The organism is Planctomycetota bacterium, assembly GCA_016235865.1.
Taxonomy (GTDB): domain Bacteria; phylum Planctomycetota; class MHYJ01; order JACQXL01; family JACQXL01; genus JACRIK01.
Genome location: JACRIK010000002.1, coordinates 14,528 through 33,868, shown reverse-complemented (window position 1 = coordinate 33,868; position 19,341 = coordinate 14,528). Strand labels below are relative to the sequence as shown.

The following is a 19,341-nucleotide window of genomic DNA, read 5'->3' as shown; positions in this document are numbered from 1 at the left end:
TTCCTTTCTGCACTATAGAATGTTTGAGAGGGCTGAAAAACTGCAAGCCAGGTAAAAATATTTTATTTTCCGGATAACCCGTTTATTGTTTATCTTATCCTTTCAGCGGTTTATACCCCGGATACGCCGAAAAGTAGGCAGAATTATAAAATAATTATAAATCAGTGATTTAGTATACAGATTGAGCGGGTAAGACGGATTTAACACCTGGGCTAAGTTTACAGTGAGAGAATCGAATCTGTTCAGTGCAAGCGGATGGATAATGGTTCGATAAACTCGCCACAAGTTTAGGCCTGTTGGAGCGCGGGCTGGACCGGAGATTTTTTATCCGGCGCGGCGTCCGGATTTTCGGCCACGAATTTGTCCACCTCGTCCATCTTGATGGAGACCTTCTTGGAGATACCCGGGGTGGGCATGGTCAGGCCATACATAACATCGCCCGAGAGCATGGTCTTTTTGTTGTGGGTGATGACGATGAACTGGGTTTCGACGGCAAATTCCTTTATCATGGCGCAGAAGCGGTCCACGTTGTTCTCATCCAGGGGCGAGTCGGCCTCGTCCAGGATACAGAACGGGCTGGGCTGGAGTTTGAAAATGGCCATAACCAAGGCCAGGGCGGTTAAGGCCTTTTCACCGCCGGAAAGTAATGATATAGAAGTCGGCTCCTTGCCGGGCGGCTTGGCGATGATGTCTATGCCCACTTCCAGCAGGTCATTCGAGTTGTGGCGCCGGCCCGGTGTCGCTTCCGGAGAAACAGATGCCTGCCCTTCCGTCTGCACGCCCGAAGGCGATGTCTCGCCGTTGGCGGAGATTACTGCTTCCGCAGGAATGACAGTGGAATCAGGAATGGCTTCTATCTCAGAACGCTTTTCCAGGGTAAGCTCGGCCCGGCCGCCGCCGAATAGTTTCCGGAAGAGCTGGCTGAAATTCTCGGCCACCTGGACAAAGGTCTTCTCAAACCGTTCGCGGCATTCCCGGTTGGTCTTGCGGATGAATTCCTGGAGCGCCTCCTTGGATTTGGCCAGATCCTGTTCCTGGACGGTCAGGGTGGCGTTGCGCTCCTCGAGCGACTTTAACTGGTCGATAGCCGAGAGATTGACGTCGGTCATATCACCCAGCCGGGATTTTAGTTCCTCAATAGTCTGGTTGACCTTCTGCCAGTCCTCGGCGTTTTGAGCGTCCTGGGCCTCGGTCTGAGGCTGGTAACTCTGATATGATGCCTCCCGGTGCGCTTCAGCCGCTGGCTGAATGCTCCCGACCATTGCTTCGCAAAGGGCCTTCAGGTCGGCGCCGGTCTCTTCCTTGTGCTTCTCGCAGAGATTATCCAGCTTGAGCGTTGTCTCCCGTTCCTGGTAGGAGGTTTCGCTGATGCTGTTCTGGATGGTGTTTATTTCTAACAGGACCTTTTCCTCATCGGTCTTCTGGAGGCCTAATTTCTCTTTGAGTTCCTGAGTCCGGGTCCGGAATTCCGTGACCAGGGACTGAACCCTGGCCTGTTCCTCGGCCAGTTCCTTAAGGAGTTGTTCATCGGCGGTCCGGGCCGTATCCAGTTCGATAATCCGGTTCTTGATCTCGTTTAATGAGTTAGCCGATGCCTCCAGCACCGCTTCCAGATGCTTGATATCCTCGTTCATCTGGGCCTGTTGCTGGGTAAAATGCTCGCGCTGGGACAGGAGTTTGGCCTGCTTAACTTTAAGTTCGGTGACCTGGGTTTCTATCTGTTGTTTCTTCTGGGCATATTCGTTGGCCGCATTATTGGCCTGCTCTATCTCGGCCTGGATTTTAACCAGAGCGGCTTCCAATTCCTTGACAAACTGGGCGGTAGTGATAGCCCGATCGGAGAGCGACTGTATCTGCTGGGCCACCTCGGCGTGTTCCAGATTGCTTATCTCCATTTCCTTGGCCAGGATAGCCAGCCGCCGGTCCAGTTCCGAGACGGCGTTGTCCGCGGTGGTCAATTCGACTGATTTCTCATAGACCGAGATTCTGGATTTCTGCAGCTCCATCTGGAGCGCATCTATTTCCGCGGCCTTGTTGGACTGCATCTGTTCCAGGGTCTTGAGTTGCTCGGCTAAAGCCAGCAGTTTACCGTTGAGGTCGCGCAACTCGGTCTTGCGGGAAATCAGGCCCAGTCCGGCGTCAATTGAGCCGCCGGAGATGATGCCGTTGGGATTGATAATCTCGCCGTTAACGGTCAGAATCGGGCCGTCATAGAGGTGCTCGCTGAGCACCTGCTGGGCCGTGGCGCTGTTATCGACCAGGAGATACTGACCGAGCAAAACCCGGGCCAGGGCTGATTTCATCTCCGGAGTAATATTGTCCAATTTTACGGACTGGATAATCTCATCGGCATAGCCGATGATGCCGGCGATGTTATTTGCCGGAATGGGCGGACGCAGGGAGAATGATTTGAGTTTATCAATGGCAATGGCGGTAACTCTACCCTTCTGGCTATCCCGGACGAATTGAATGACACTGAGCGCATCAGCCTGGGACTGGACAATCAGGGCATCGGCTATACCCTTGAGTCCGGCCTCGGCGGCATTGACATACTGTGGTTTTACCTCGACGATATCGGCCACCAAACCGTAGATATTGGCGGCAATGCTGGACCGTGATTCCAGGACCGAACGGACGCCGTTGGAGCATCCCTCGTGATGGAGTTCCAGGTCTTCCAGTACCTCTTTGCGGGAGGAGATGCGGTTTAAGTCATCCTTGACCTTGTTGAATTCAGCGCTGATGCCGGCCAGGTCGTTCTGGATGGCCTTGAGGACCATTTCCTTTTGAGCAATATCGGTCTTCAGGTTGTTGATAACATCGTCAACCTGCCGGCGGGATGATTCCAGTCCGGACTTGTTCTGTTTCAGGGTTTCGGTTTCAATCTCAATCTCTTTGATCCGGGCGGTGAATTTCTCGCGCCGGGCCGCCAGGTTTTTCAACTCGGCCTGGATGGAGAAAAGCTCGTTTTGGTAGTTTGATTTTTTGTGGCTGGTCTGGAAGGTCTCATTGCGTTTCTCTTCCAGTTTCAGCCCGACATTCTCCAGTTCCCGGGATATGTCCTTGTATAGCGCGTCCTGCTCACTCAGCCCGGTTTCCAAGGTCTCTATTTCCCTTTTAACCGTTTCGTACGACTGCATCACCTCCACTATACGGCTGCGCAGGTCGATGGCCTTCTGGGTATAGGTAGCGATATTATTTTTGGTCTCTTCCTCGGACTGGACTAATTCATTGCGCCGGGTGACGGACGACTCGATTCGCTGCTGGGTCTGGGAAATCCGGCCACTTAAGTTGACCAGGGCGTCCTGATGCCCGGCACTGCTGTTATCTATCTGGATGATTTCCCTGTCGATGGCAACGATAACCTCTTCGATAGCTCGGAGCCGGGTATTGAGCGTTTCATAGCCGGCCTTTAATTCGGTGTTTTTAGCCGTCAGTTCGGCCTGTTTCTGGAAATACTGGTGGTAGGTGTGGAGGGACAGTTGGGTTTTTTTGGCCCGGAGTTCCTCGAGCGTGGCCTTGTATTTTTCGGCCTTGGTGGCCTGGATTTTGATGGAACGGATTTCGCGCCTGACCTCGCGCAGGATGTCGGTTAAGCGGAGCAAGTCCTGTTCCACCTTCAGGAGCTTTGATTCGCTCTCCTTGCGCTTGGCCTTGTATTTGCTGATACCGGCGGCCTCGTCCAGAAGTTCCCGGCGTTCAAAGGGGTTGCTCCTGAGGATGAAGTCCACCTTGCCCTGCTCGATGATGGAGTATGATTCCATGCCCACGCCGGTGCCCATAAAGAGCTCGCGAATGTCTTTGAGGCGGCAGGGCTGGTTATTGAGCAGGTATTCGCTTTCGCCGGACCGGTGCAGCCGGCGAGTGACGGTAATTTCTTCGTAATCCATGGGCAGTTTGGCGGCGTCCGGGGCGCCGGTAGAATTGGCGAACGAGAGCGAGACCGCGGCAAAGCCGGCCGGTTTGGCGTCGCTGGCGCCGTTGAAGATGACATCGAGCATTTCCTCGCTACGCAGCGATTTAACGCTCCGGTCGCCCAGGACCCATTTTATAGAGTCCACCACATTGCTCTTGCCGCAGCCGTTGGGACCGACCAAAATAGTGGTGCCGTAATCGAAATTCACCTCGGTCCGGTGGGCAAAGGATTTGAAGCCCTCTAAGGTTAACCTGGTTAGTTTCATACTATAAATCTAGGATTATTGTGGATTATACTATATCGGCTTTTAGTTCGTTTATCTTGAATATATTTCAGGAAATATGATGAAATTCCGGCGCCGGCCGGCCGACTGAAAACGCCGTATTTCCGGCTTATTTCGGCTAAAATATATTTTGTTTTCCTTGACACCGCCTACTATCTATGCATATAAATATGCGTGCAACTTTGATAACCCGAAAGGGTATAAGTTATTATGAGGCAGAGTTTATCCTTGTTACTGCTGACGATAATTATCTTGGCCGGCGCCTCTATCTACGCGGAGAGCCCGGCATCGGATTCTGATATTAACATCAGGAAAGAAGCCTCGTCTCTCCAAATCCCTTTTATCCAGAATGAAGGACAGATCGCGTCGGATGACGTCAGATTTTACACCAAACTCTTCAACGGCACGGTTTTCATCACCGACAAGGGCGATTTGGTTTACCGCGTCCTCTACCCCAAGGATTACATCGGAGCCGATGCCATAACGGCTTGCTTTGAGAATGATATTCTTCTGTCCCGGAATAATCTGGATTTCGCCGAGGCTTCGCCGGCCCAGTATGTATCTGAAACTATCAGAGAAACATTCGTCACCAATCCTGACAAATCAGGCATTAATGTCCGGGGATTAAGCCGCGCCCAGACCTACGTGAACTATATCATAATTGATTCCCCAAAAAACTCGCGCGATAACATCCCCACCTATAACCTAATTTCTTTAGGCGAGGCGTGGAAAGGCGTTACGGTTAACCTTAAAGCGAACCCCAAGAATATAGAAAAACTTTTCATTATCAGCCCGGCTGGCAATCCGGAATCCATCAAGATATCCCTGGATGGCGCAGAACAGATCTCATTGAACGAATCAGGTGAGTTGGAGATAAAAACACTCAAAGGGGTGATAAACTTCACCCGGCCGTTTGCCTACCAGGAAACAGCCAATGAAAAAAAGCCGGTCGAGGTGTCTTACAGACTGATTAATAAAACTACTTACGGTTTTATCGTGGGTAATTACGACAAGACAATTCCCCTGATTATTGACCCGCTGTTGGCTTCCACTTATATCGGCGGCACTTCGGCCGATGTAAGCAACGGCATTGCCAAAGATACCGCAGGCAATGTTTTTATCGTGGGTTATACCGGATCGGGTTATCCGACCACAGCCGGCGTTTACCAGGCATCTTATACCTTTGCCACTGATGCGTTCGTTTCCAAATTTAATAGCGACATCTCGGCTCTTCTGGCATCAACCTTTATAGGCTCTCAATCATTCAGGTCTGAATACGGATATGCCCTTACGATTGACAGTTCAGGCAATGTCTTTGTTACCGGCGCGGTAGGCACAAGCACAGCAACCCCCGGGTCCCCGGCCACAGCCGGCGCTTATGATACCACTTTCAATGGTTCTGGTGCTAGCGGTTGGGATGCCTTTGTGGCAAAATTGAATAATAACCTGACCTCAGCCGGATTTGCCTTTACGTTCTTAGGCGGAACAGGCGATGACCGAGGTTACGGGATAGCCACGGACAGGAATAATAACGTTTTTGTCTGCGGCCTGACCACGAGTTCTAATTTCCCGGCAGTAGGCGGTCCATATACCACTTATGGCGGCGGCACTCAGGAAGGCTTTGTGGCCAGATTCAATAACAACCTTACGACCGCCGGGTTTGCTTCCACCTTCCTGGGCGGTTCGCAGGCCGATATCTGCTTCGGGATAGCTACTGATTCTGCCGATAATGTGATAGTCACCGGCGGGACTCTTTCACCTGATTTCCCGACCGTGCCCCTGGTGGCTCAGATTGGCTCGTCTGACGTATTCGTCACCAAGTTCACTAACAGCCTGACGTCTACTTTGTATTCCACCAGATTCGGAGGGACGCTATACGACGTCGGCTATGGTATTGCGGTAGGCCGGGCCAATAATATCCATATAACCGGCGAGACGAATTCCTTGAATTTTCCTATTAGCTTTACCGGCGGCAGCACGATCTTTGTCGGAGTAATAGACGCCTTTGTCACTAAATTAAGTCCGTCACTGAATATTATCGGTTCGAGATACATGGGAGGCAGCGGTTCGGACATCGGCTGGTCTATTGCGGTGGCGCCTTTTGCCGGGCAGATTTACTTGACCGGCTACACCGCATCCCTGAACTTCCCCATTTATCCGGCCAATCCGCTTCCGGTTGATAACACAATCGGAGGGACATCGGATATCTTTGTCGCCCGCCTGGATAGTGAGCTTATCCTGGTGGCTTCCACTTACCTGGGAGGCTCCGGCGCAGAATCCGGCACGACCGTCCCGGGCAGGGCCGGAATAACAGCCGATAATTCAGGCAATATGCTGGTGACAGCCGTTACCACCTCTTCCGACTTCCCGCTTTCCAATCCCATTACTACCCCTTATAACGGAAGCGCCTATACAGCCGCCGGCGATATTTTTGTCTGCCGGATAACACCTAATTTGCGGAGTGGCACGGCAGCAACCACATCTGCCTTGGCTGAACCGATTATTAGTTTTCCGCTTAACCTATCCCCTAACGTAGCGAACCCGCCGATATTACAATGGTTAGCGCCTTCAAATGCCCTGGGAACGATAACCTACTGGGTTTATCTCTCAACTGACGCTTACCCGTTAACTCTGATTTATACCGGACCGGATTCAACCTATGTCCCTTCGGTCAACTATGAAACATCTTACTATTGGTATATAGTGGCGTCGGATGGTTCAGGCCGGGTAAGTTGGACGCCGGTATATCAATTTATCGTAGAGGTCGACCCCTTACTAACCAGCGGGAGCAGCGGAGGGATGTTGTTCGGACCTGATGCCTTCACCAAGCCCCTCGGGCAATGTTTTATCGCCACAGCGGTTTACGGCAGCCCGACTCATCCTAACGTTCTAACATTAAAGAAATTCAGGGATAACCGTCTTTTGACCAATCACGCCGGAAGACACCTTGTCAGGTGGTACTATAAAATCAGCCCGCCTATTGCTGAACATCTTAAACATTCGCCATTTCAGGCATCCCTGGTTAAAACCGCCTTATCACCGATAGTATATACTATAAGATATCCTGTTTTAACGGCAATCGCAGTTATAATACTAATGTTGCTATCCGGATGGTTATTAGCCCTTAAGTTAAGACGTAACGCAACCTTTCAAGCTTAAGCGGGTATAATAGTTCAGAAAAGAGGAATGAGCGTATATGAGTAAACTTAGCATATATATTATTTTGTTATTGGCGATCTTCTCATACTATTCAGAGTTAGGCGCTGAAAATCAAAGCGTCCTGTTAAAAGACCAAAGAGAATCGCTCTCCGGTATGCAGGTGCCTTTTATAAAGAATGAAGGCCAGATAAAATCTGAAGAAGTCAAATTCTATATCCAGACCATTAATGGCACCGTCTTTATTACCGATAAGGGCGAATTAATTTATACCATCGTTAATCCAAAAGATTATTTTGGAGCTGAGGATTATCTCCTACCGGACGGCTCATTTTCAGGGCATTATACATTTTCGCTGAAGGAAACGCCGCTGACAGATAAAACAGCGCAAGTAAAAGCCCTGGAAAACTCGCCCACCGCGGTTAATTATTTCCTGGGCGATGACCCGAAAAACTGGCGCAGTAACATACCGTCATACAACCTTATTACCTTGGGCGAAGTCTGGAAAGGCATTACCTTAAACCTGAAGGCAAACTCCAAGAATATAGAAAAACTGTTTATCATCACTCCTGACGGCACACCAGAATCCATAGAATTCTCTGTGGCCGGCGCAGAAGAATTATCACTGAATCAGGCAGGAGAGCTTGAATTAAAGGCCGGTAAAAGAAGCGTCGGATTTACCCACCCGATCGCCTATCAAGAAGTAAACGGGGAAAGGAAACCGGTCGAGGTCGCTTACAGGTTGATTAATAAAACCACTTATGGCTTTGTGGTAGGTAATTATGATAAAACGCTACCCCTGATTATCGACCCGCTTTTGTCATCGACCTTTATCGGCGGATTCGGCACCGATTATGCGCGGGGAGTAGTTATTGACCCAACCAACGGAAACGTATTTGTCGCCGGATATACACTCGGAACCGGTTCTTTTGTTTACATTCCGCCCTGGACATTTGTTTGGAGCAATAACTTCCCGACTGCCCCAATTCCTCCTGATATCCCGCTTCCTTATAACTCCGTATATGTCGGAAGCAATGATATCGTAGTCTGCAAGCTCAACCCCACCTTAACCACGTTGCTGGCCTCCACCTTTATCGGAAGCGCAAATTCTGATGGTGCCTATGGTATTACACTAGACGGACAAGGAAATGTATTTGTGTGCGGTTTTGCCGGACCGGGATTCCCCACCGCCACCGACAGACCATCCATAATACTGCCAAACGGCCCATTTACCCCTTCGGCCTTTGACACCTCTTATAACGGACCATCGGTCCAGGGGCAACAAGTAAATCCAAATGATGCCTTTGTGGCCAAGCTCAGCAATTCCTTGAACGCCCTACTGGCTTCAACGTATCTGGGCGGTACAGCCCAAGGCAGCGTAACAGCCGATGCTGCCACCGGCATTGTTGTAGACGATTCGAATAATGTCTTTGTCGTTGGATATACCGACAGCGATACCTTCCCGACAAACGTTTCAATAAATTATCCAAGCGGCTCTTCCAGTATCAATTATAACGGCGGTAATGACGTCTTTGTTGCCAAGTTTAACAATAACCTTTCAGGATTTACCGGACGACAGGGAGAATTCTATTTTGCGAGCCTATTTATAGGCGGAGCGCCCGCTTCTCCGACGATACCGGGCAATGATATTGGAAATGCCATTGCCCTTGATGAACTCGGCAATGTTTATATTACCGGCTTTACCACTGCGGGCAGCCCCCCCTTCCCCACCTTAGGCGAAGGAACATTAACATCTGCCTACGACATAGCAATTGACACGAGTGGCGCCTCAGATGCTTTTATATCCCGTTTTACCAATGACTTGAGGACACTCCGTTCCTCTACTTATCTGGGGCGTGTTGGCCAGGAAATCGGCTATGGCATTACATTAGGCGCTCCGATAGCCGGCGAACAAACCGTCTATGTTACCGGAATAACCGGTTCGCCGCTTTTCCCGACCACAAGTTTTGGCACCCCTCCCGATCCTTACCAGTCATGGAATCCTTACGGCGCCACCCAACCGGGCCTTGGCGCTCAAGATGTTTTCGTCTCAAGACTTACCGCTAATCTTACCCAACTTCTTCAATCCACTTGGATTGGCGGAGTAAATTCCGAAACGGCATACTCTATCAGCACCGGCGGTAATAACAATAAAATTTACATCTGCGGACAAACCAATTCATCCGACTTTCCTACTACATCAGATGCTTTTTCAATCACCAATACCGGCGGAGCCGGCGATGTATTTGTCTGTTCATTTAACGAAACACTTTCTATCCTCAACGCCTCTACAATGGTCGGCGGGCAATATTTGGATACGGCATACTGCATAAGACCTGATAATGCCGGTAATATGATATTTGTAGGCATCGCCGGCGATGGGGCCTATCCAACCTGGCCGACAACCGGAACAAGTATTGCTTATGACACTTCCTATAACGGCTTTGGCGATATCTTTGTTACCAGAATCAGCGCTGACCTGTCGGGTGGCTTTTCAAATCAATCACTACCGACGCCGCCCGGAAACGACACCTATAACGAAGGCGACGGCATAGTTGCCGGCAGCAGTTCTCTGGCTTATTTTGACCCTAATGCCTTCAGGCAAAGTTGCTTTATTGCTACCGCCGTATATGGAAATCCAATGCATCCTAACGTCGTTACCCTAAGGAATTTTAGGGATAGATATCTTCTGACTAATAAATTAGGAAGTAAATTCGTTAATTGGTACTATCGGGTAAGCCCGCCTATTGCTAATCATCTTAAAGATACCCCGTTACAGGCGTCGGCAGTTCGCCTCGCATTAACACCTATAATTTATACCATCAGATACCCTGTATTAATATTGGTTATCGGTGCGGGATTATTACTAATCGGCTATCGGTTAGTGAAACGGCGCCATGTAAAACGCCCCATTTAATCAATCACTTGATAATTTTATATTATTCCTGTTACCACATTGGCTACACTGTCCACTAGACGTTAATCCTGATATTCGTATCTGATATCCTGTTCTTTCCACTAATTTATTATCACATTTGTAGCAAACTGTATCTCGTCCCTTTTCAATTCCCGTTACATTACCGAGGTACACGAAATATAGATATTTTCTGGCGATTTGGTATGCCTTAAGAAGCGTTTCAGTAGTAGTAGTTGGATTATCTAATTTATATGACGGGAAATAGGCCGAAAAGTGCAGCGGTGTATCACGGCCTAAATTATCCGCAATCCATTTGGAGGCGCCATCCAATTCATCTGCCTTATCATTCTCACCTGTAATAACCAAATTGGTAATTTCAACGTGGACTTTTCCCCGGGCTGCTTTAGCACTTTCCAACACCGGTCCTAATTTTGCCTTGCATAATTTGCGATAAAAATCATCTTTAATGCTCTTTATGTCTATATTCATCGCTGAAATATAAGGCAGTATTTCATTTAGCGGCCCCGGATTAACATAACCATTAGTTACCAAAACATTTATCAACCCCTTTGATTTCGCTAGCTTTGCCGTATCCAGAACATATTCATACCAGATAAAAGGTTCATTGTAGGTGTAAGCAATAAATTTCGTCTTATAACGCTTGGCTAATTTTATTATTTCATCCGGGGATGTATTTATAGCCAAACTATCTTCCTGTGATATTGACCAGTTTTGGCAGAATTGGCAACTCAAATTACATCCATTCGTTCCAATAGACAAGATTTTTTCTCCGGGATAAAAATGATATAGCGGCTTCTTTTCCATCGGGTCAAGGTTGACGGAAACTACCCCACCATAATTCAGGGAATATAAAATACCACCTACATTCCTTCGTTGCCTGCAGATACCGATTTTACCGTCAGATATAATACAATTATGAGGACAGAGTTGACACCTGACTTTTTTGGTGTCTAATTGCTCAAAATACAGAGCTTGATGCATACAATATCAGGACTTGTATCTGGTGGCTTTAAGGTTCTCAACAAAGTGTTGCGCTGAAATCGCAGCTCGAGCCCCATCGCCACAAGCGGTAATGATCTGCCTGAGTGTGTTACTGCGCACATCTCCGGCGGCAAACATTCCTTCACGGGAGGTCTTCATCCCAGAATCTGTAACCACATATCCTTCTTTATCTAGTTCTACAAAACTATCAAGGAAGCCAGTGTTCGGCACAAAACCGATAAATACAAATATTCCGTCAATATTTAACTCACGTTCACTGTTATCAAAAACATTTTTTATAGTAACTTTCCCTATCTTATCATTCCCGTATATCCTGCTAATTACGGAATTCCAGATAAATTCTATTTTGGGATTCTGTTTAGTCCGTTCCTGCAAAATGGCACTGGCTCGTAATTTATCCCTGCGATGAACCAAGTAAACCTTACTGACAAACTTGGTCAAAAATAACGATTCCTCAATCGCTGCATCGCCGCCACCCACCACCACCACCTCTTTATTCCTGAATAAAGGAGCATCGCATGTGGCACAATATGAAATCCCACGTCCTATGAATGCCTGCTCCTTCTCCACGCCCAAATTGCGATAAATCGTTCCGCTGGCAATAATCACGCTTAACGCCTGATATTCCCGTGATGCCGTCTTGATATAAAAAATATTATCTTTTTGGCTAATGCTTATCACTTCTTCCGATATTGTCTCCAATCCGAATTTACCAGCCTGCTTTATCATCTGTTCCATCAACTCGTAACCATTAACCCCCTCAGCAAAACCCGGGAAATTTTCCACTTTTTCGGTAGTGATGACTAGGCCGCCTGGCGCTATTCTCTCCATAAGCAAAGTCTTCATTAACGCCCTAGTAGCATAGATTCCCGCGGTCAAACCAGCCGGACCTCCGCCAACTATTATAATATCATAAACCATCTGTTATTATGTCCTCTGCTTTTTATACAGCGGCGACATCTCTCGTAACCTCTTTATCACTTTCGCTACTGTCCCTGTCGTAAAATCTATCTCTTCCTTTGTGGTTTCCCTGCCCAGGGAAAACCTGATAGAACCGTGCGCTATTTCTACCGGCACGCCCATCGCCGCAAGCACGTGAGAGGGCTCTAAGCTTTCTGAAGTGCAGGCCGAACCTGAGGAAACACAAATCCCCGAACCATCCAGATTAAGCAAGATTGACTCGCCCTCTACATACTTAAAAGACACATTTAAGATATGAGGCAATCCTTTTTCCAAATTACCGTTAACTTTAATTTCATCAACTTTATCAGAAAGCCCATCCTTCAATCTGTTTCTCAATTCTATCATCCGTTTATTGGTTGTATCCATTTCCTTATAAACCAATTCCATGGCTTTTGACAGCCCGATAATACCGGGCGTATTTTCGGTACCGGCTCTTTTGCGGAATTCATGATGACCGCCAACCTGAAGCGGACTAATTCTTGCCCCTTTACGGACATATAAGACACCCACCCCCTTGGGGCCGTAGAACTTATGGGCGGTAAGCGATAAAAGATTTATATTGCTCTTCTGAAGATTGAACCTAATTTTGCCAACGGATTGAACCGCATCAGTATGCAGAAACACTCCTTGAGAAACGCATAGCCGGGAAATTTCATCCAACGGCTGTATCGTCCCGACTTCATTATTGGAGTGCATTATCGTGACAAGAATGGTTTCCTTCCTAATAGCCTTTTCTAATTCCTTTACGAGTACCGTGCCTTGGCCATCAACAGGCAAGTAAGTAACGGCAAATCCCTGCTTTTCCAGTTGGTGGCAGGAATTCAAAACCGCATGATGCTCTATCTGCGAGGTAATAATATGATTGCCTTTAGAGCGATTAGCATATGCCGTGCCAAAAACGGCTAAATTATCCGATTCGGTTCCGCCGCTGGTAAAAATAATTTCCTTGGGATCAGCGCCAAGTAAATCTGCAACTTGTTCACGGGCTTTTTCTATTGATAGCCGCGCTTCACGCCCCTTCTGGTGCAAGCTTGAGGGATTGGCATAGAATTCGTCAAGATACGGCCTCATTGCTTCAATTACTTCCGGCCGCACCCGGGTAGTTGCCGAGTTATCTAAATATATCGTCTTTTGTGTCATACTCAATTCTCCTGTAATCGCAACAGTATCAAACAAATTCGGCGCTGTCAATAAATATTTCCTGTCGCTCCCTGAATAATGCCGATAAAATGATTCATTTCTCTTGACCTTTTAGTAAATTTATAATTTATATTCATCTCTATGGCGTATATTTCAGAATTAAAGAACCTGATCGGCCAATCAGTTACCATCAAAGGCTGGCTGTATAACCTGCGCTCCAGCGGTAAAATCCTCTTCTTACAGGTGCGCGACGGCACCGGCATTGTCCAGGCTGTTGCATCAGAAAAAGATATCGAACAAGAACGATTTAAAGAAGCGGAAAAAATTACACAGGAGTCCTCGCTCATCATCGTTGGCACAGTGCGCGAGGATAAGCGGGCTCCGGGCGGGGTGGAACTTACCCTATCCGAGGTAAAAATAATCCATATTGCCCAGGCCTACCCGATTGCACTACAGGCACACGGCGTGGGATTCTTGATGGAGCAACGTCATCTCTGGCTGCGTTCACGCAAGCAGGCTGCGCTTCTCCAGTGCCGAGCCCAGATTATCAAGGCCATCCGCGATTTCTTTGATGACCGAGGGTTTATCCTGGTTGACACCCCAATCCTTACCCCCTCAGCCTGCGAAGGAACCACTACCCTGTTTGAGGTAAACTACTTTGATGACAAGGCCTATCTTTCACAAAGCGGCCAGCTCTACAATGAGGCAACCGCCATGGCCCTGGGCCGGGTCTATTGCTTTGGCCCAACTTTCAGGGCGGAGAAATCCAAGACCCGCAAACATCTTATGGAATTCTGGATGGTGGAACCGGAAATCGCCTATGCCACACTGGACGATGTTATGGATTTATCAGAAGGGTTAACCTGTTTTATTGTCCAACGCGTCTTAGAAAAATGCCAGGAGCAACTGAAAATATTAGAAAGAGACACCAAGGTATTGGAAAAGATTATCGCGCCATTCCCCCGTATCTCATATAATGAAATGGTATCCCGGTTTGAAAAGGAAAATCATCCGTTCAAGAAAGGCAATGACCTGGGGGCTCCTGAAGAGGAGTTTATCGGAACGCGTTTTGATAAACCGGTACTAATCCATAGATTCCCGATGGCCGTCAAGGCCTTTTATATGAAAGCGGACCCGGATAATCCGGATTTGGCCCTGTGCGCGGATATGATTGCGCCGGAAGGTTACGGCGAGATTATCGGCGGCGGCCAGCGTGAAGACAACCTTGAGATTTTGGAGCGGAAAATCGCCGAACATAAACTGCCCAAAGCGGCTTATGAATGGTACCTGGATTTGCGAAGATACGGTTCCGTTCCGCACGGCGGTTTTGGCCTAGGCGTGGAGCGGACCGTGGCCTGGATATGCGGCCGGGAACACATCCGGGAATGCATCCCCTTCCCCAGAATGTTATATAAAATTTACCCTTAAACAAATATGTTTAACCTGACTGAAGAGCATAAATTGATACAGCAGACGGTTCGAGATTTCGCCGTCGAATTGGTCGCGCCCCGGGCAAAGAAATATGACCAGTCCAAGGAATTCCCCTGGGACAATATCCGCAAGATGGCCGAACTTTCCCTAATGGGCATTCCGTTCCCGGAAAAATACGGCGGCGCCGGCGCTGATAAATTAAGCTATATCATTGCCGTTGAGGAATTAGCCCGGGCCTGCGGCTCGACCTCCATAACCCTGGCCGCCCACACCTCTCTGGGCTCAAACCCCATTTATCTCTTCGGCAATGAAGAACAGAAGAAGAAATATCTTATTCCTTTGGCCAAGGGCGAAAAGATCGGCGGCATGGGGCTGACTGAGCCTGAAGCCGGTTCGGATGTCCACGGCATTAAAACTACCGCGACACAAACCAAACAGGGTTTTATCTTGAACGGCGCTAAAATGCTTATTACCAATGCCAATGTCGGCCATACCTTTGTAGTGGCGGCCAAACTGGACAACGAAATATCTCTTTTTATCGTAGAGCGCGGATTTAAAGGGTTCTCCAATACCAAACCCGAGGACAAACTGGGATTACGCGCCTCTGACACGGGTGAACTGGTATTCGAAGATTGCCTGATCCCGGCAGAAAACCTCCTGGGTAGCCCAGGTGAAGGGTTTAAATATATGATGCGCACTCTTGAGGAAGGCCGGATTTCCATCGGCGCGCTGGCTTTGGGATTGGCTCAGGGCGCGTTTGACCGGGCCATCGTCTATGCCAAAGAGAGAAAACAATTCGGACAGCCCATTGCCAAATTCCAGGCCATCCAGAACATGATAGCTGACATGGAAACTGAAATAACCGCGGCCAGATTTCTGGTTTATGACGCGGCCCAAAAAGCCGCTCACGGACTTCCATTTGTCAAAGAATCATCTATGGCAAAACTCTATGCCTCAGAAGTGGCCATGCGGGCAACCAAAAATGCCATCCAAATATTGGGCGGCTATGGTTATACTACAGAGTACGAAGTGGAGCGTTTCTATCGCGATGCCAAACTCTGCGAGATAGGCGAAGGCACATCTGAAATCCAACGGCTGGTCATTGCCCGCCAGATTATTGGGAAATAATTCCGGTTACTGGCTGTTAGTCCCGATGGCTATCGGAATTACAGCCAGTTATCCCGTCGAATGACGGGGTCATCGCTTGTCATGCCAAATCGGCGCCGGCTCAAAATCTTCATAGTAAATAGCACCGCCGTATGATAAAAGACTCCTGTTGCCTGTTTCAACAGTATAAATCATGCCGGTAACCACCTTGGTGATAGTGCCTTTAGCCGTATATTGATATACTGAAACCGCCCCCTGTCCGGTCATAAAACCGATTTTATTAAAATCCTTATCATAAACATAAAATATTTTTATTGATTCCCGGCCACTTGGCGAATTGGGGCTGGCGACAGTATTTTCCGTTTCCTCCAGGTAACCGATAATCGTGTTATCAGCGGTTTTTACCTTTTTAAAAGAAACCATTGTGCTTTTCTTTATCTCTATCTCAGATAAATTCTGCTTAGGCGTTTTATCACGATAAGAAATAGAACATCCGATTAGGAAAAATCCAAAAATAGCATATACAATCGGCGCTAATATTTTCACCATGCCTTTTTTATAGCCAACGACGCTATATTTGTCAAACATTAATTGACTTGTGAAACACCATAATATATAATTTCTCCATGCCATCTCTAATACTAAAAAAGAACGATAAGGTGATAAAGGAATTCATCATCACCAAGCCCCGCTTGGTCCTGGGCCGCGGGATAATGGGTAATGACCTGGAAATCCCGGACGGACTGGCTTCGCGCCAACATTGTGAAATCAAAAAAGACGGCGAACAGTATGTCCTTACCGACTTACACAGCTCCAACGGCACAATTCTCAACAAGAAAAATGTCACCACTGCGGCCTTGAAAAATAACGACGAAATCCAGGTCGGAATGACCACTATAATATTCAAGGATTCTTCCGCTCAGCAGCCCGCGTCATCTTCCGCCGCTTCCAGCGATATCGTCAAAGGTTTAAATGAAATCCCTATGGAATACCGGCTTAATATAAAAGAGATGCAGGATGCCGGCCAATCCCTGGCAGCCGCTCCATTTAACATTGACTTGGAAGATAAAAAGGGGAGCAAGAAATTCTTCATCCTCTACCAGTTGGGCAAAGCCGTTTCTTCTGCCACCACCTTAAACGAAGTCCTTGATGTAGCGATGTATTCCATCTTCGATTCCATCAAAGCCGAACGAGGTATCATAATGCTCACAGACAAAACCACGGGGCAACTCATTCCGAAACTCAGCCGTATCCGTTCCCAAAAGGATTTAAAGGAACATATTACCGTATCACATACCATTATCAATAAAGTAATTACTGATAAGGTTTCGATTATCACTACCGATGCCATGGCGGATTCGCGTTTCTCGGCCGGGATGTCCATTGCCCAGCAGAATATCCGTTCTGCCCTGTGCGTCCCGCTCTGGGAAAAACAAGATGTCTTCGGCGCAATCTATGTAGACAACCAGGTCTTTTCCCACTCTTTTACCAATGATGACATCGATTTATTAAGCGCCATTGCCAACCAGATTGCCATCCGAATCAAGCAGGACGAGCTTTACAGCAACCTGCACAAGGAAGCGCTTTTGCGGACAAATCTTGAACGTTACCACTCGCCGGATATCGTGGAATTGATTATCTCCAAAGGTAGCGCCGACTTTGCGGCCGAGGAAAAGGAAATAACGGTTATATTTGCCGACGTCCAGAATTTCACCACCCTATCCGAGAAATTGCCGCCGGCTGAGATTGCACAAATGCTCAATGAGTTCTTCGAGACCGCCACACAGATTGTCTTCGAGCATAAAGGCAGCGTTAACAAATATATCGGCGATGCCATTATGGCCATATTCGGCGCGCCGGTTGAAAGCCAAGACCACGCTATCAACGCCAGCCGCTGCGCAATGAAGATTATCCAGACATTATCCGAGCAATCATCCACTACTAAACTGCCTTATAATATCCGTATCGGCGTCAATACCGGACTGGTCGTAGCCGGCAACATCGGCTCTAAGAAACGAATTGAATACACGGTTTTAGGTGATACCGTCAATATCGCCAGCCGGCTTAACCAATTCGGCCAGGCCAACCAGATTGTCATCGGCGAAAATACCTATAAGGCTATCCAACCCCACGGCATCAAGGCAAAGGACTTGGGCCTGGTGCAACTCAAAGGCAAGGAAAACGATGTCCGGGCATATCAGATTATATTATGAAAAACGTAGTCATCCTCGGCGCATCCGGCTCCATCGGACGGAATGCCCTGGCCGCCATTGAGCATCTCAACAAAAACACCGTGTATCGATTTAATATCAAGGCTCTGGCCAGCAACTCAAACTGGCAGGTCACTCTTAAGCAGATAAAACAATTCAAGCCGCCGGTCGTCATTATGAGCGATTATTCGGCTTATACCAAGTTAAGAAAATCACTGCCCGCCGGCCGCACTAAGATTCTCTATGGCAATCAGGAAATAAAGAAAGCCGTGTGCGCGCCTGATGTTGATATCGTCATCTCGGCTATCTCCGGCGCCGAAGGGCTTTACCCGACCCTCTGGGCGCTCCAAGCCCGTAAAACCGTGGCGCTGGCCAATAAGGAGTCATTGGTCATGGCCGGTGAATTACTCAAAACCCTTAAGGCATTTAACAAAATAATCCCGGTTGACAGCGAGCACAGCGGTCTATTCCAGATACTTCATAATCAGCAAACGCCTGACCATCAGGTCAAGCGGATTATCCTGACGGCCTCAGGCGGGCCTTTTTATAAACTATCCAGAAAGCAACTGGGCAAGGTCACGCCGGCCCAGGCCCTGAACCACCCGACTTACAAGATGGGCCCGAAGATCACGGTTGATTCTGCCACTCTGATGAATAAAGCCCTGGAAATAATCGAGGCGCACCACCTGTTCAACCTGCCGGCTGATAAAATATCCGTGGTTATCCATCCCCAGTCCATCATCCACGCCATGGTGGAATTTACGGACGGTTCGGTAATCGCCCAGATGAACAATCCGGATATGAAACTGCCTATCCAGTATGCCTTAACCCATCCCAACCGGGTGCCTTCCCAGGTAAAACCGCTGGATTTCTCTCAGGCGCATACATTCTTCCCGCCGGACACCAAACGATTCCCGGCATTGTTGCTCGGCTATGAAGCCATCCGCCGGGGCGGCACTACCGGCGCAGTCCTGAATGCTGCCAACGAAGAGGCCGTTAAATTATTCCTGCAGAAAAAGGCGGCTTTTACCGATATTACTAAACTGGTCAGCCGGGTGCTAAAAGCATATAAACCGCTTAAAGCCACCTTGAATAATATCGCCATGGCAGACCAATGGGCCAGAAAACAACTAATGAACATAACCCCGCGCTTATCTGCCGGAAAAAGACAAACGCTGGGTCTAAGAGGAGCGTAAAA

At 48.2% G+C, this 19,341-nt stretch carries 11 protein-coding genes; 6 read left to right on the top strand and 5 right to left on the bottom strand.

Going from position 1 to position 19,341, the window contains the following annotated elements:
- Positions 1-287: 287 nt before the first annotated feature.
- Positions 288-4,178, bottom strand: coding sequence for a chromosome segregation protein SMC (smc, locus tag HZA49_01005; GenBank protein MBI5778021.1), 3,891 nt, complete (start codon positions 4,176-4,178; stop codon positions 288-290).
- Between the two features lie 228 nt (positions 4,179-4,406).
- On the opposite strand from smc, the gene HZA49_01000 reads away from it, so the two are divergent.
- Together HZA49_01000 and HZA49_00995 are read left to right on the top strand one after the other, a co-directional pair.
- Complete coding sequence (locus HZA49_01000) at positions 4,407-7,355, top strand: SBBP repeat-containing protein (protein MBI5778020.1); 2,949 nt, start codon at positions 4,407-4,409, stop codon at positions 7,353-7,355.
- Positions 7,356-7,392: 37 nt separating this feature from the next.
- Complete coding sequence (locus tag HZA49_00995) at positions 7,393-10,269, top strand: SBBP repeat-containing protein (protein MBI5778019.1); 2,877 nt, start codon at positions 7,393-7,395, stop codon at positions 10,267-10,269.
- Here the strand turns inward: HZA49_00995 and amrS are convergent, their stop codons facing one another.
- From amrS to nifS, 3 genes are read right to left on the bottom strand one after another with little or no spacing between them, the layout of a single operon-like run.
- Entirely contained in the window at positions 10,270-11,271 is a 1,002-nt protein-coding gene (amrS, locus tag HZA49_00990) for an AmmeMemoRadiSam system radical SAM enzyme (GenBank protein ID MBI5778018.1), read from the bottom strand. It abuts the gene before it with no gap.
- Positions 11,272-11,277: 6 nt separating this feature from the next.
- A complete protein-coding gene (trxB, locus tag HZA49_00985; protein ID MBI5778017.1) occupies positions 11,278-12,213 on the bottom strand; it encodes a thioredoxin-disulfide reductase in 936 nt (311 codons plus the stop codon).
- A 6-nt stretch (positions 12,214-12,219) separates the two neighbouring features.
- A complete protein-coding gene (gene nifS, locus HZA49_00980; protein ID MBI5778016.1) occupies positions 12,220-13,395 on the bottom strand; it encodes a cysteine desulfurase NifS in 1,176 nt (391 codons plus the stop codon).
- A 141-nt stretch (positions 13,396-13,536) separates the two neighbouring features.
- Here nifS and asnS point away from each other — a divergent pair, with 141 nt between their 5' ends.
- Complete coding sequence (gene asnS / locus HZA49_00975) at positions 13,537-14,823, top strand: asparagine--tRNA ligase (GenBank protein ID MBI5778015.1); 1,287 nt, start codon at positions 13,537-13,539, stop codon at positions 14,821-14,823.
- Positions 14,824-14,829: 6 nt separating this feature from the next.
- Positions 14,830-15,954: an acyl-CoA dehydrogenase family protein gene (locus HZA49_00970; protein MBI5778014.1), complete on the top strand. Its 1,125-nt coding sequence runs from the start codon at positions 14,830-14,832 to the stop codon at positions 15,952-15,954.
- 69 nt (positions 15,955-16,023) lie between these two features.
- On the opposite strand, the gene HZA49_00965 is transcribed toward HZA49_00970, so the two are convergent.
- Positions 16,024-16,482, bottom strand: coding sequence for a hypothetical protein (locus HZA49_00965; GenBank protein ID MBI5778013.1), 459 nt, complete (start codon positions 16,480-16,482; stop codon positions 16,024-16,026).
- Positions 16,483-16,559: 77 nt separating this feature from the next.
- Here HZA49_00965 and HZA49_00960 point away from each other — a divergent pair, with 77 nt between their 5' ends.
- Together HZA49_00960 and HZA49_00955 are read left to right on the top strand one after the other, a co-directional pair.
- Entirely contained in the window at positions 16,560-18,146 is a 1,587-nt protein-coding gene (locus tag HZA49_00960) for an FHA domain-containing protein (GenBank protein ID MBI5778012.1), read from the top strand.
- Positions 18,143-19,339: a 1-deoxy-D-xylulose-5-phosphate reductoisomerase gene (locus HZA49_00955; protein MBI5778011.1), complete on the top strand. Its 1,197-nt coding sequence runs from the start codon at positions 18,143-18,145 to the stop codon at positions 19,337-19,339. Before HZA49_00960 ends, HZA49_00955 begins: the two co-directional genes overlap by 4 nt.
- The last annotated feature ends 2 nt before the right edge of the window (positions 19,340-19,341 follow it).

Coding starts and splice junctions, on each gene's coding strand:
- trxB (MBI5778017.1), bottom strand. CDS start 12,213: ATGGTTTATGATATTATAATAGTTGGCGGAGGTCCGGCTGGTTTGACC.
- nifS (MBI5778016.1), bottom strand. CDS start 13,395: ATGACACAAAAGACGATATATTTAGATAACTCGGCAACTACCCGGGTG.
- asnS (MBI5778015.1), top strand. CDS start 13,537: ATGGCGTATATTTCAGAATTAAAGAACCTGATCGGCCAATCAGTTACC.
- HZA49_00960 (MBI5778012.1), top strand. CDS start 16,560: ATGCCATCTCTAATACTAAAAAAGAACGATAAGGTGATAAAGGAATTC.
- smc (MBI5778021.1), bottom strand. CDS start 4,178: ATGAAACTAACCAGGTTAACCTTAGAGGGCTTCAAATCCTTTGCCCAC.
- amrS (MBI5778018.1), bottom strand. CDS start 11,271: ATGCATCAAGCTCTGTATTTTGAGCAATTAGACACCAAAAAAGTCAGG.
- HZA49_01000 (MBI5778020.1), top strand. CDS start 4,407: ATGAGGCAGAGTTTATCCTTGTTACTGCTGACGATAATTATCTTGGCC.
- HZA49_00965 (MBI5778013.1), bottom strand. CDS start 16,482: ATGGTGAAAATATTAGCGCCGATTGTATATGCTATTTTTGGATTTTTC.
- HZA49_00955 (MBI5778011.1), top strand. CDS start 18,143: ATGAAAAACGTAGTCATCCTCGGCGCATCCGGCTCCATCGGACGGAAT.
- HZA49_00995 (MBI5778019.1), top strand. CDS start 7,393: ATGAGTAAACTTAGCATATATATTATTTTGTTATTGGCGATCTTCTCA.
- HZA49_00970 (MBI5778014.1), top strand. CDS start 14,830: ATGTTTAACCTGACTGAAGAGCATAAATTGATACAGCAGACGGTTCGA.